Source organism: Pseudomonas putida, assembly GCF_025905425.1.
GTDB classification, from domain to species: domain Bacteria; phylum Pseudomonadota; class Gammaproteobacteria; order Pseudomonadales; family Pseudomonadaceae; genus Aquipseudomonas; species Aquipseudomonas putida_AF.
This window is the reverse complement of the sequence record NZ_CP109603.1, coordinates 3,514,737-3,526,888: the sequence shown is the minus strand read 5'-3', so window position 1 is coordinate 3,526,888 and position 12,152 is coordinate 3,514,737. Positions and strand designations below refer to the sequence as shown.

Genomic DNA, 12,152 nt, shown 5'->3' with positions numbered 1-12,152 from the left:
TCCTTAGAGCCCTGCCAGTATCTGGCGGGGCTTTTTTATTCGGGAGGTTGAAATGTCAGTTGTGTCAGGTTTTGACGTAAACAAGTTCTTGGGTGGTTCATTGGTCATTGCGTTCAGATCGATAACGCTGACTCAGAGATCTGCCGAAGTGCCATTGGTTCTACAAGGGCCAGGTAAAATATATTTAGAAGAGGGTAGATTAAAATACGAGTTCTATCACGAATATAAGCCGAGCGAATTTGTCCAGCTCATGAATCTTGGTTTTGGTGATGCAGCCGGGAAGCTGGTTAGTCCGAATACCCTTTTTGATTTTGAGGGTCAGGACTCAAGGGGCAATACTTGGAGGGCAGAGATGCTGAATGCCTATGGCGATCACACACCGTCGCTCGGATTTTTTAAAGGCGAAATTGATGTGCTGATTTCAGAGGAGACACTGGGAAGGCCATGCCCAGATGCTATTCATCAGATTTACTTTCATCATAATCGTTTTCCCGCAAACCCAGTGCTCATAGAAGCGGGGTATGAGTTTATGTCTTCGGGTAGGAGCATTCGCATCAATAAGGATGAGTCTGGCTGTGATGTGCTTATAGAGGGGCAGTCTGTATCTAATGATCTTTCAAATTCAATGCGTAAAGCACTGAATGTGATTGCCGGAACTCAGTTGGAGCTCGCTTTTGTCGAGAAAGTCATTAGTCAAGTAAAGACCTGGGAGCTGCATTCTAAACGTCCTGGCCTGTCTGGGAGTGCGCTATTGCAGCCAGTGGATTTTCGTTATTCTCGAAATCATGAATGTTTTGAATCATTTTTCAATCCACTATTCGCGTTGATGTCGTCTGAGCGAGGCAAAGTTTTCTATGCTAATTGGCATAAGCTTAATAGTGCTTGGCAAGGTGGCATCGAGTCAGCGGCGCTCAATGTTTCTATCTGTATCGAGGGGCTTTTGAGGCATTACTTTAACGAGCAGGGTAAAGACCCGGCTTTCTTAAAGTTGTCCAAAGCAGCCGCGCCAAAGGTAGAGGCTCTCGATGTCGACGAGCGGGTCAAAGAATCAATGCTTAAAGGTCTAGAGCATGCTGGTGGTTTTAAAGCTAAAACTGCTCTGTATGCATTGATTGATAAGGGGTGCGTCAGCCAGGAGCTCGATAAAAAATGGAGTTTGCTCAGAAATAAAATGGCTCATGCAGCAACGCTAGCGGAGAGTCGCGATAAACTCCAAGAACTGGTGGACTTAACACTTGCGAGTATCAAGCTCTTCTACGAACTGCTTTTCATAATCATCGATTACTCAGGGGCTAGGGTTGATTACGCAGCCCATGATTTTCCGACAGTGGATCCTTCCTCGACAGCACCCACTTGACTGAGCAGAGCAGAGGCAGGCGGCTTGCCAGGTCATTGGCCCTTCCGTAAATGCCGCCTGACTGTCTCTCGATATATGCCAAAATACTTCGCCGTCTTGATCTGGCTTAACCAATCTCCTTGAGGAGCGTTCTCTCATTCACGCCAGCGTTCTCCCCTATATAGTCGTATCGAATACGCGAAAAACAGTTTCTGAGTTAAATCACTCAAACTGATCATTAGAAAAGCCACTACTACCCAGTGTCATTCCAGCCTGTGCAGATGCCGGCTAACGGTTGCACCTGACACGCCTAGCTGCCTGGCAATCTCTGCCTGAGACAGACCTTGGGCTTTCAACGCCTGAATGCGTTTTCTCAGAATCTCTGCCTCTACCACGACGGGATGGGCCCGGCTGGCCGGTTCGAGGGGAATGACATCGTCGAGCACATTCAGCTCCTTTAGATCGGCCTCAAGACGAGCGAGGATCGTACGTGGTGACGTGCCGTGTTCCGCAGCATAGGCCAAAGCCAACAATGTCATTGGCTGGACTCCCAACGCCTTGGCCAAATCATCACTGATCTGCAACGTCACACCACGCTGACCAGCCTCAAGTCGGCTGACGTGAGACTGATCTCGATGCAACGCGAGGTCACCTTGTAACAGGTCGCGACGCGCTCTCAGGAATCTCAATGCAGCAGCAAAAGCTGGACGTAGGGACATGTGTGTCTGTGTTCCGCAAACGGAACGATATGTCGAATTTGCTTCGTTACATGCAAATGCTTATAGTCATATGCATGTAACGCCAAGGGGTACTGGCTGGTGGGCGCGATTTGCATGCCTCCCTGAGAGGCCAGATCAATATACCGCTAATTCGTAAATGCCTGATGTTAAGGGCGTCAGGCGAGATGCCTGGTTGCCGGAATCAGTGCCATTGAGACCCAGGGCAGCCGCTTCAATTTGGAGTCAAAGCGATCAATGAGAGCCCTCATTTATTCCGACCTGCACCTGGAATTTAAAGAGTTCCAGCCACCGCAGGTTGATGTGGATCTGGTGGTTCTGGCAGGTGACATCAACCTGCTCAGCCGGGGAGTGACGTGGGCCAATCACGTGTTCCCATCACCGGTAATCTACGTCTGTGGCAATCATGAATTCTATCGTGGGCACATAGATCGGACGCTTACCAAGATGCGCGAAGCGGCTGCCGAGCATGTGCACGTCTTGGAAAACCAATCCCTGATCATCGGTGACACGCGGTTTTTGGTAGGCACGGCGTGGACAGACTTCACGTCAACCGGTGACTACCGGGTTGCGATGCAGTTGTGCGGGGAGTGGATGAACGACTTTAGGAGCATCCGAATCGGGGATGAGTACAGAAAGCTACGTCCTGCTGATCTCATTGCTCGAAACATCGCTACTCGTGAGTTTCTGGTGACAGAGCTCGCCAAGGGCTTTGCTGGCAAGACGGTCGTGGTGACTCATCATTGCCCGATCCCCGAGGTCAATGGGCATAACAATGAAGGTCATCTGGGGGCTGCCTACTTCAATGAATGGCATGACCTGGTTGCGCAGGCAGATGTCTGGATCTTTGGCCACACCCATCGCCGGGTTGATGTGGTGGTGAGTGGCTGTCGGATCATCTCGAACCCTAGAGGTTACCCAGGCGAGCCGACCGGTTTTGTTCCCGACTTTGTCGTTGATATCTGAAGCGAGGGTGAAGCCAGGATGAGCCGCGATGTGGGTTGATGGATGTCGGCGCTTGTACAGCAGGACGCGTAGCCAACTACTGAGGTGGCTCGCTGGTGAGCCACTGAGTCTGGAAGAGCAGGAAATATCCGAGTCACTGAAAGCTCTTCGGACATTGCGCTACGAAAACGGACGTGTGTCTGTCGATCCGGAAGAGATTCTTGATCGCCCGGGTTATCTCTTGGCAAGGGCAGCTGCCGCTGACCTCGTGAATGGTGCACGCGCAGATCAGCGTGTGATTGACCAAACGGCACTTGATGAGCTGGGTGACTTGGCGGTTAGGCATCTGCTCAGATCGTTGCAGAGGGGCAAGACATTTGAGGAAGCAGAGGCTGTGTTGTGTGAGGTGCTGCGGCAAAGCATTCGAATGGTCAATGGCATCCAGGATGCTGAGCGCTGAAGTTGAGGTAGTGAGTGGTGAATGAGTTGTTGGAAGATGTGCTTTACGGGCCTGCGCGCGTATTGACGGGCTCGGGCCTCGCCGATGATGCCTTGTTGACAGTGGCCCGGGAGGAATTCGGGGATCGGGAGTACTGCGTGGTGCGGGAGTGGATGATTCTGGATGTCATGGTGAGCGATCAAGACGAGAAGCTCATTCACGCCAGGGATTTACAGCCGACCACACTGTTCGCCCAGCGAGTGCTTTTCGACAGCAGAGGTGTAAGGCAGGGTGGTGTCCTGCTCACCGGCTTCCTGAGGCATTTTGAAGACTGTTTTTTTGAGGCGGAAGAAATGGTGTACGTGCTGGGCGGGCGGGGAGCACGCAAGCATGTATCAATGCCGGCGCTTAGGGAATTGTCGAAGATGTGCGGTGAGGTTCGCCGGAACCCGGGGCAGCGTGACTGCTGGCCCAGGCTGGAAGCGAACGTTACAGGTGATAGAGCAGGTCGACGAGAAGAAAGTTGATCTGAGTGCTCATCCTGATCTGTCACGGACTGAGATTTGAGGAGTACAAATGTACTCCTTAGGTGATCAGTCTTCTGGCATGTGCCACCAGCGACCGACAGTGGATTTCGGCAGACCCAGGCGAGCACTCACGGATGCTTGGCTTTCGCCTGCAGCTTTGGCTTTGCGGATGGATGCAAGTTTTTGCGGGTCAATTTGTCGTCCAGGGCGTACCCGCGTGACCTTTCCATTCTGGTAGTACTCGTTGATGCGATCTCGCGCACCCAGCGCATCGATTTTTGCAAATTCGATTCGAAGCAGGTCGAGGATCTGTTCGTCACTCATGCCTTTCTCTAGTGCAGTTGCGAGCACAACGAGTGCTGCAGGTTCGATCTCAAGCTTGTCGGAGATGGCCTGCAACTTATCGAGCGTGATGCTGGAGCGGGCGTTCTCGATGTTGTGTAAATGTCTAGCTTCCACTGAGCCGGAAAGCTGCTCTTGCGAAAGCGCTTTGGCATTCCTGATCGCGCGCACTAGGGCGGCAAGGGCCTGCATCAGGGCCATCAATAATCCTCAAAAACGAGGATGAAGCCACGTTGCCGAGTCCCGAACCATGCAATATAGTGCGTGTTATGGGATGTCAAAATGCCAGTGCGACCTGCCAGGGCGCGAGCATGTAGACGTGCCAAGAAATTCTGAAACTAGGCTGTGCCTTATTGGCCTCAGCAAATCGATGTCCGCACGGACGAAATGAACGCTGGTTGAGATGCCACGTGTTGGAATGGAGTGTTACGAATGTCGGATGCGAGTGTTATGAAAGGCGAACTGGAGGTTGTTGGGCCACACAACAACCTGCCAGAGGGGAGTGAATATGCGTACCTGCGGTTCAAGGAGCCTGGCGGGGCAGTGCGGATGATCAAGAAGGTCGGAGTCGGGCACTACATCGCGTCATATCTGAAGCCTGGCCTGGAGGGTGAATTTCACTTTGTGAAGCTGGGCCGGCTGGGGTTCATCCTGTACGCCATCAAAACGGTAACTGGTGAGAAACTGTACGAGGCGGATGGGTTCAACAGCTGGATCAGGAAAATGAGAATCAGCGGCGGCGTATTGGCCTTGCTGTTCATTCCGCTCAGCCTGGTGGCTTTGCTGTTCGGGGGCTACCTGGGGATCGTGGTGCCGATCGTTTTTGTGTACCTGATGTGGAAGCTGATTATCGGATTTCCCAAGGTGCTCAAAGACAGCTATCTGCGAGCGCAACTCGCAGGACACGGGTTCACGGTGTAGCCAAGGCAGCTGCATGACCATGAGCAGCTGCGAGTCGGCTTCACTCAGCCATTTAGCATCTGCTCACTGCTTCTGTGCCATGGATATCGTGTCGGTCGAGCACCTGACATGGCATAGGCTGTTTATGGAGTATATTGCTGGCCTTTTGCCTTGAAGAAGGGGCGCTAGGGCGAGTGGCATGGAGAGGACGATTGTCAGTGACGTCTGGAGGGCTGCCTCGGTCTGCTATGGCGCCCGATTTACAGTGGCCCTGGATCAGTTACTGAATGATTACGTACGCGAGTCTGGAAAGGATGAACCTATCCGGATCACCGCTGATTGCATTGGCGAAGAAGCCTATAGGGCGCTTCTCGCCGCCCTCCAGATCAAGTCACGCCGGCATGTCAGCTACTACGATTACGGTTGGCACATCGAGCTTCGTACCTGGCTGTTTGAGTATCTCAGCCGGAGTTTGCAACGCTTACTGGTGCAGACCGGGAGGGCTACACAGATCATGAGTGAAGACCTTCTCGCTCACGATATTGGCGTGTGAAAACTGCCTCTCCGACAACCACTCCATAGCCGGTAGAGACAGCTAGGCGTTGTCCGGCACTGGCCGGAAATTCTCGATCACGCCAAATAGACTCCCGCTGTTGCGCATTGCGCCTTGTATTTGATCCCAAAGTGAAAAGCAGCCGGCCTAAAGGCCGAACCAGACGACCTGCTCAAGCCCCCGGTGGGGGCTAGACCGTGTGGGCAGTCCGACTCGGGATACTTTCCGAATCACCGAGTGCTGAAAGGCTGGGAAAAGCGAGTGGCGAATACCTAGGAAAAATCGAGAAATGGATGCGACGCAGATCCCCGCTTTTTTTTGGCTCTCAAATATAAGAACTCCGTCCCGCAAAAAATTTTTATAGGGCAGAATTTGAAATTCTGCTCAAATCTGTGATGGTTGTCACAAAATTCCGGCTTTTTTTGAGGGTTGGAGCCCTAGAGGACAGCCTTCGATGGAGAGCCTCGCTGCTTCAAGAAATCTCGGTAATTTCCCCTGGACGGTGGGATCTCTGCGCTTCGATGTGAACACGTTCGACCTGTGGCACGAGAAAGAGGCGCACAAGAAAGGGTTCCTGCGCTCGATGGGCAGTGGCGCCAACTGGGTGTACTCACATCTCACCTTGTTCATGGCGCTGCATTAACAGTTCGCCGCCCGGGCTGACAAATGCGCAATCCCACCCATCCTCTTCCTGGATCAACCTACCCAGGTGTACTTCCCGTCCAAGGACGAGGGGGAAGAGTTCGAGGCCGAGAATTTTCGCGCCGAGGACACCCGGGGTGTCGAGCTGCGTGACGATATTGATGCCGTGTCAAACATGTTCACGCAGCTGGCGAAATTCTGCGATGACACGGCGCGTGAGACCGGCGTGATGCCACAGATCATCGTCTGCGATCACGCCGATGGACTCGATCTGGGCCTCGATTACAACTTCAAGGATTTGTGCGGGCGAAATGGCGACACCGTGGGTTTTTTGCGGACTGATTGATCACTGGGGCAGTCGGCAGCCATGGACGGTAGCCGATCGCCTTTAGCGTTGTAACGGGGGCTATAGGACAGCTTAAGAAGCTTGATGGAAATATGGCCAGGCCATGTAAGGTTTCGTTGTACCCATTCCACGATTGCGAACGACTGTCGTGAAACAAATGCTGCCTGGACAGTGCTCCCCGAAAAAATGCGCGTCGCGAAGCTCCACCTGCTGTTTACGAACTGGTCCACGCGCACGCCGTGACGTTGATGGAGGCGCTGATCAGCTCGGTGGTACGCAAGCTGATTGTGAGCAACGAAGCCCTGTTGATGTCGCTTGCTGCTGGTTACCAGAAGTTGAGGGATCACAGTGACGCTGAAGGAAATCGCAGAACAGCCCCAACTGGTGGAATCCATCGCGCTGGGGTCTTGGCCGACCTGACCTTCCACAACGTTTCAACCATCAATCAGGTGTTGGGCGTGATGTTCGGTGATCATATGAAAGGCTTGAACCTGGTGGAGGTCGGTCGCCTGAATACCGGGTTCATGGCTGCCAACTGCATAGCGTTGGGAGGGCGGCTGAGGCTTTTGACGAGTATCAGTGAAACCGATTTCTAGGTGCGGCGAGGGCAAGCCTGGTGCGCGCCGCCACGGTTGGCAGGAGGGGGTACTGAACAGTTTTCAGTGGATGAGCGCGTGAAGGTAGGGCCGTCATCCTGCTGCGTGGCTTTGCTGCTGTTTGGTGAGCAAAGGAAACGCTGAATTTTATCCTGACTTCAGGCATGTTTGTCAGCGACTCCGGGTGAACTGTTCGCACCCGGGAAAGGAGTAGGGCAAGGAAAATGTAAATCTTTGGGGGGCGAGAGGCTCTAGAACGAGGGTTGGAGCGGGTAGAGGGAATCGAACTCTCACCGATAGCTTGGGAAACTATAGTTGTACCATTCGACTATACCCGCTTATTCAACCTACTAGCGCAGCTGCGGTAAGACACTTTAGGGGCTCCTTCAACATCTCGGTGCGCTGTACTCTCCCACTCAGCGTGGTATAGCGTCCCATAAGTGTATGTTGGCCTGTTGCTTCAATGCTTGCAATTCCCTGACGAATTCTCTAAGACAATTTGCAATATAAATCTGGTATAACTGTAAGTGCTAGTGAGGATTAACTCGATTAGCTTGGGCTTCTGTTAAGTTTGTCGTCCGGCACGCGGTCAGCTATGTCAACGACGTCATCATCCAGATCTGGCACACAAAATATGCACTCATTTGGATCAATCTGGGTTCCTTCTATATAACGAACTCTTCTGTTGGCGGATGATCGGTTGATGCTAACTCGAAAAGTTGGCCGATTGGGTGGGTTGCTGTTTTTGTTCATAATGCTCTTCCTCATTAACTTATTTCGGTTGGTGCAAAGTGCAAACTAAGCCTATCACTAGGTAGGTGACTTGTCAAGTTGGGGTGTTGTAGTGAGTGGCATGCTCATAAAGTTGTAACTAAGTTATAAGGCGCAGCCTGATATTTCAGGCTGCGCTTAAAATATTTTGCGAGTTTAAGGTTTTAGCGAGTTGTACTTGGAAAAGCCTAACTCTAGGTCTTCAATAAGATCATGTGGGCTTTCAAGTCCAATGTGAAGCCTAACTAGGTGTCCCTCTACCTCCCAGGCGGTTTCGCTTCTTACCAGACTCGGGTTTGCTATCATTGCCAAGCTTTCATAGCCACCCCAGGAGTAGCCAATAGAGAACAATGACAAGTTATCTAGCAGCGCATCTGCCGCTGCTTGCGTTGACGGCTTGAGGACAAATGAAAGCAAGCCTGAAGCACCCTTAAAGTCTCGCTTCCATAGGTGGTGTTGAGGGTGGGACTCTAAGGCAGGGTAATAGACTGATTCAACATCAGGGTGATTATCCAGCCACTTAGCCACAATAGTTGCGTTCTTGAAGTGTCGTTCAAGCCGGACATCTAATGTTCGCAGTCCTCTGAGCGCGAGGGCCACGTCATCAGGGCTTGCGAACAGCCCCATGTTGAAGTGATAGCGCTTCAAGCGATCCCAGGCTCGCTTGGATGCCGATACCGTTCCGATGACAGCGTCGGAATGGCCGACAATATACTTTGTCGCTGCCATGATGGACAAGTCGACACCGAGATCTATTGACGGGAAGTAAAGTGGTGTGCCCCAAGTATTGTCAGCAATTACGAGTATGTCGTGCGCATGAGCGATCTTGGCAATTGCTGGAATGTCTTGAATTTCCAAAGTTAAAGAGCCAGGTGACTCTGTATAGATAGCTTTAGTATTTGGCCTCAAGAAGTCAATGATGCCTGACCCTATTGTGGGGTCATAAAACGAGACTTCGATTCCTAGGCGCCGACCTTCGCTTTCACAGAATGTCCTTATAGGGGCATATACATTGTCGGCCACGAGCAAATGATCGCCAGCGCCGACCACCGCAAGAATGGCGGTAGTACAGGCCGAGAGGCCTGATGGGCATATCACTGTGCCTTCCGCTCCCTCAAGTTGGCGCAATGCCTGACTCAAAGCCTCCGTAGTGGGGTTATTCCAGCGACCGTATACGTATTTCTGGCGCCCCTCACGCATCGACTCACAGGTGGGGAACGCCACCGTAGAGCCCCGATAAATTGGCGTGTTGACAAACCCATGGTGTTGCTCAGGTTGGACGGAGGCCTGAGCAAGTAACGTTTGTACGTTATTGTATTTGTTCATCTTACCTTCCAGAACGTTGGCTTAGGGTGTGGGCGAGAGCGCCACCGGCAGGTTCAAGGTTATGCATTTCATTGGTAAATGTCTACCATATGGTTGGGATCAAGAAAAATATCCAATAAATTCAATAAGATAAGCTGATTTGTAATTTTTTATTGAAAGCCATCCATTTGGATGGTAGGTTTTTGTTGTGTCGTCATGCTCGCCTGGGGTTGAGCGGGTTTTTCATTCAATGCTCCGGTGTTGCGACATTTAAAAATAATAATGCTTCATAGATGTGTTGGGATCTGCCGCAAGTTTAGGTTTGCAAGAAATAATACAAAAACTGCAAATTCATCGCGTAGGTGACACATGAAAAGCCAAATTGAAACATCGCAGTCCGCATTCAAAGCTAAAAGTGGCGATCTAAAAAGTCAGTCAGAATGGCTCGAATCTCACGAGAGCGGATATTCAAAGCACTTAAAGAAGCGGCATGTGCAGATGATGGCGCTTGGAGGGGCAATTGGTACTGGCTTGTTTTTGGGGGCCGGTGCCAGGTTGCAGATCGCAGGGCCCGCACTCGCTGTTGTGTATTTGGTGTGCGGGGTTTTCGCTTTTTTCATACTCAGGGCGCTTGGTGAATTAGTAATGCACAGACCGAGTAGTGGGAGCTTTGTTTCTTACACTCGTGAGTTTATGGGTGAGCGTGCTTCCTTCGTCGCAGGTTGGATGTATTTTCTAGTCTGGGCACTGACAGGTGTTGTCGATATAACCGCAATTGCGATTTACATGAAGTATTGGGGTGTGTTCGCAGATGTGCCCCAGTGGGTGTCTGCACTAAGCGCATTGGGCGTGGTCACATTGATGAATATGGTGGGTGTGAAGTGGTTCGGGGAGATGGAGTTTTGGTTTGCGGTGATAAAGGTTGCCGCAATTAGCATCTTTTTGATTGTGGGCTCGTACTTTTTTGCTACGGGTCATGAGGTAGGTGGGACTATCCCTGGGTTGCACCTAATTACAGACAACGGTGGTATATTTCCCCATGGTTTACTGCCGGCTGTAATAATCGTGCAGGGTGTTATATTCGCATATGCGAGTATAGAGTTGGTTGGAACCGCGGCTGGCGAGACGGCGGATCCCAAGAGTGTTATTCCCAAAGCAATCAATGGCGTGATTTGGCGGATAAGCCTATTTTACGTTGGCTCTGTATTTTTGTTGGTTACTGTTCTTCCATGGACTGCCTATAGTGCGAATGTTAGCCCTTTCGTAACTTTTTTTGAAATGCTCGGAGTTCCAGGTATTGGTTCCATCATGAATATTGTCGTGATGACAGCTGCGCTCTCAAGCTTGAATTCAGGGCTGTATGCAACTGGGCGGGTTTTGAGGTCGCTTGCGATGGGTGGCTCTGCACCAAAAATCTTTAAGCGTATGAATTCACAAGGGGTACCTTACATGGGAATCCTAGTGACCATGGGTATTAACGTATTTGGTGTATTTCTGAATTACTTGATTCCATCACAATTGTTCGAATTGCTGTTGAATATGGTTTCCTTGGGTATACTTTCTACATGGGCCTTTATTGTTCTGTCGCAGTTAAGGTATCGGCGTGCAGTAAAAAAAGGGGAGGTCGCAATGGTGGATTTCAAAATGCCAGGCGCGCCGTTCACTTCATGGTTGACCCTTGCTTTCCTGCTTGCTGTACTAGTTCTATTGGGCTTTGACTACCCTAATGGTACGTATACTGTCCTTTCGATTCCGGTGATAGCAGTTGTCCTACTCATTGGGTGGTCGAGAGTCGTTCGTGCGAAAGTCAGGGCTGATGAAGAGGTGAAAGCCGTACAGGCCACGTAAAAACGGTTTTGGGCGATTAGGGGGCGTTTCATGGTGTCCCCTTATCGCTCTATGAGTTGAATCACTGCCCTAATGCAGTTAATATGGCTCTATCAGAAAATCAAGGTAAAGTCATGAGCACGCGTTCCGATCTCCTCATTACTGCTGAATTACTATTGCGTACCAAGGGTTACGCAGCATTTAGCTATGCAGATTTAGCGGATGAAATTGGTATTAAGAAAGCAAGCATTCATCACCACTTTCCGACGAAAGAAGGGCTCGGGATCGCGGTGATTGAGAGCTATCTCTTTAGATTTGAGAAAAATCTAGCTTTAATCAATGAACAAAACGCTGATGCGCTAGACCGCTTAGAGGCTTTCGCCTCATTGTTTGTTGATAGCTCGGAAAATGGAATGCTACCTCTCTGTGGTGCGCTTGCAGCAGAGTTGTCCGCCTTGCCAGAAAGTCTCAAAGAGCTTACTCAAAAGTTTTTCCAAATTCATCTCCTGTGGTTAGAAAGCAATTTGATCAAAGGTCAAGCTGAAAATCTGATACGCGGCGATCTAAATCCAAATGAAATTTCAAGAGCGATTTTGAACATTCTAGAAGGTGACAGTTTTGTTTCTTGGGCGATGAGCGATAAAGTAGGCTCGCAATCCGGCTTCAGCTTGATTATGAGAAGTATCATTGTCTGATCGGTGCGATTCACACCTATCAATGCATCGTAATTCGTACCTGATTGCCCACCTGCCAGGGTGGGCGTCACCTATGTAGATCTCCTTTGTAGCCCGTTCTCCTTCTGCCTGCCTCCGTTCTCCCAGCCTTACGGCCATTTGTTCCTACGATTCTTTATCACCTGCTGCCCATCCGGACGAGCGGTGCATAC

Annotated in this window: 12 protein-coding genes, 1 tRNA gene and 1 pseudogene; 10 read left to right on the top strand and 4 right to left on the bottom strand. The window is 50.8% G+C overall.

Features of this window, described 5'->3' with window-relative positions; all coding sequences use genetic code 11:
- The first annotated feature begins 52 nt into the window (after window positions 1-52).
- Window positions 53-1,357 carry a hypothetical protein gene (locus OGV19_RS15700; protein ID WP_264309596.1) on the top strand — a complete coding sequence of 435 codons (1,305 nt, stop codon included), beginning with the start codon at window positions 53-55 and terminating at the stop codon, window positions 1,355-1,357.
- Window positions 1,358-1,599: 242 nt separating this feature from the next.
- Here the strand turns inward: OGV19_RS15700 and OGV19_RS15695 are convergent, their stop codons facing one another.
- A complete protein-coding gene (locus OGV19_RS15695) occupies window positions 1,600-2,055 on the bottom strand; it encodes a helix-turn-helix domain-containing protein (RefSeq protein WP_264309595.1) in 456 nt (151 codons plus the stop codon).
- Window positions 2,056-2,310: 255 nt separating this feature from the next.
- On the opposite strand from OGV19_RS15695, the gene OGV19_RS15690 reads away from it, so the two are divergent.
- The 3 genes from OGV19_RS15690 to OGV19_RS15680 all read left to right on the top strand — a co-directional run bounded on the left by OGV19_RS15690 (window position 2,311) and on the right by OGV19_RS15680 (window position 3,984).
- Window positions 2,311-3,039 (top strand): metallophosphoesterase, encoded by a 729-nt coding sequence (locus OGV19_RS15690; RefSeq protein ID WP_264309594.1) that lies wholly within the window; start codon window positions 2,311-2,313, stop codon window positions 3,037-3,039.
- A 175-nt stretch (window positions 3,040-3,214) separates the two neighbouring features.
- Window positions 3,215-3,478, top strand: a complete 264-nt coding sequence (locus OGV19_RS15685; RefSeq protein ID WP_264309593.1) for a hypothetical protein — start codon at window positions 3,215-3,217, stop codon at window positions 3,476-3,478.
- 17 nt (window positions 3,479-3,495) lie between these two features.
- Window positions 3,496-3,984, top strand: coding sequence for a DUF6957 family protein (locus tag OGV19_RS15680; protein ID WP_264309592.1), 489 nt, complete (start codon window positions 3,496-3,498; stop codon window positions 3,982-3,984).
- A gap of 66 nt (window positions 3,985-4,050) precedes the next feature.
- On the opposite strand, the gene OGV19_RS15675 is transcribed toward OGV19_RS15680, so the two are convergent.
- Entirely contained in the window at window positions 4,051-4,527 is a 477-nt protein-coding gene (locus OGV19_RS15675; protein WP_264309591.1) for a helix-turn-helix domain-containing protein, read from the bottom strand.
- A 249-nt stretch (window positions 4,528-4,776) separates the two neighbouring features.
- On the opposite strand from OGV19_RS15675, the gene OGV19_RS15670 reads away from it, so the two are divergent.
- From OGV19_RS15670 to OGV19_RS15655, 4 genes and pseudogenes are all read left to right on the top strand, one after another.
- Complete coding sequence (locus tag OGV19_RS15670) at window positions 4,777-5,247, top strand: hypothetical protein (RefSeq protein WP_264309590.1); 471 nt, start codon at window positions 4,777-4,779, stop codon at window positions 5,245-5,247.
- A 178-nt stretch (window positions 5,248-5,425) separates the two neighbouring features.
- The gene (locus OGV19_RS15665) at window positions 5,426-5,779 is read left to right on the top strand and encodes a hypothetical protein (protein WP_264309589.1); all 354 of its coding nucleotides are present in this window, start codon (window positions 5,426-5,428) and stop codon (window positions 5,777-5,779) included.
- Between the two features lie 496 nt (window positions 5,780-6,275).
- Window positions 6,276-6,763, top strand: a pseudogene (locus OGV19_RS15660) (DUF3732 domain-containing protein); the annotation flags it as partial.
- Between the two features lie 243 nt (window positions 6,764-7,006).
- Window positions 7,007-7,363 carry a hypothetical protein gene (locus OGV19_RS15655; protein WP_264309588.1) on the top strand — a complete coding sequence of 119 codons (357 nt, stop codon included), beginning with the start codon at window positions 7,007-7,009 and terminating at the stop codon, window positions 7,361-7,363.
- 264 nt (window positions 7,364-7,627) lie between these two features.
- Here the strand turns inward: OGV19_RS15655 and OGV19_RS15650 are convergent.
- Together OGV19_RS15650 and metC are read right to left on the bottom strand one after the other, a co-directional pair.
- Window positions 7,628-7,701 (bottom strand) — tRNA-Gly (locus tag OGV19_RS15650).
- A gap of 589 nt (window positions 7,702-8,290) precedes the next feature.
- The gene (gene metC, locus OGV19_RS15645; protein WP_014860761.1) at window positions 8,291-9,460 is read right to left on the bottom strand and encodes a cystathionine beta-lyase; all 1,170 of its coding nucleotides are present in this window, start codon (window positions 9,458-9,460) and stop codon (window positions 8,291-8,293) included.
- Between the two features lie 348 nt (window positions 9,461-9,808).
- Here metC and OGV19_RS15640 point away from each other — a divergent pair, with 348 nt between their 5' ends.
- Together OGV19_RS15640 and OGV19_RS15635 are read left to right on the top strand one after the other, a co-directional pair.
- A complete protein-coding gene (locus OGV19_RS15640; protein ID WP_063427221.1) occupies window positions 9,809-11,287 on the top strand; it encodes an amino acid permease in 1,479 nt (492 codons plus the stop codon).
- Window positions 11,288-11,400: 113 nt separating this feature from the next.
- The gene (locus tag OGV19_RS15635; RefSeq protein WP_063427219.1) at window positions 11,401-11,961 is read left to right on the top strand and encodes a TetR/AcrR family transcriptional regulator; all 561 of its coding nucleotides are present in this window, start codon (window positions 11,401-11,403) and stop codon (window positions 11,959-11,961) included.
- The last annotated feature ends 191 nt before the right edge of the window (window positions 11,962-12,152 follow it).

Excerpts from the sequence above, each read along its gene's own strand:
- OGV19_RS15700 (WP_264309596.1), top strand. The coding sequence starts at position 53 with ATGTCAGTTGTGTCAGGTTTTGACGTAAACAAGTTCTTGGGTGGTTCA.
- OGV19_RS15695 (WP_264309595.1), bottom strand. The coding sequence starts at position 2,055 with ATGTCCCTACGTCCAGCTTTTGCTGCTGCATTGAGATTCCTGAGAGCG.
- OGV19_RS15690 (WP_264309594.1), top strand. The coding sequence starts at position 2,311 with ATGAGAGCCCTCATTTATTCCGACCTGCACCTGGAATTTAAAGAGTTC.
- OGV19_RS15675 (WP_264309591.1), bottom strand. The coding sequence starts at position 4,527 with ATGGCCCTGATGCAGGCCCTTGCCGCCCTAGTGCGCGCGATCAGGAAT.
- OGV19_RS15670 (WP_264309590.1), top strand. The coding sequence starts at position 4,777 with ATGAAAGGCGAACTGGAGGTTGTTGGGCCACACAACAACCTGCCAGAG.
- OGV19_RS15665 (WP_264309589.1), top strand. The coding sequence starts at position 5,426 with ATGGAGAGGACGATTGTCAGTGACGTCTGGAGGGCTGCCTCGGTCTGC.
- metC (WP_014860761.1), bottom strand. The coding sequence starts at position 9,460 with ATGAACAAATACAATAACGTACAAACGTTACTTGCTCAGGCCTCCGTC.
- OGV19_RS15640 (WP_063427221.1), top strand. The coding sequence starts at position 9,809 with ATGAAAAGCCAAATTGAAACATCGCAGTCCGCATTCAAAGCTAAAAGT.
- OGV19_RS15635 (WP_063427219.1), top strand. The coding sequence starts at position 11,401 with ATGAGCACGCGTTCCGATCTCCTCATTACTGCTGAATTACTATTGCGT.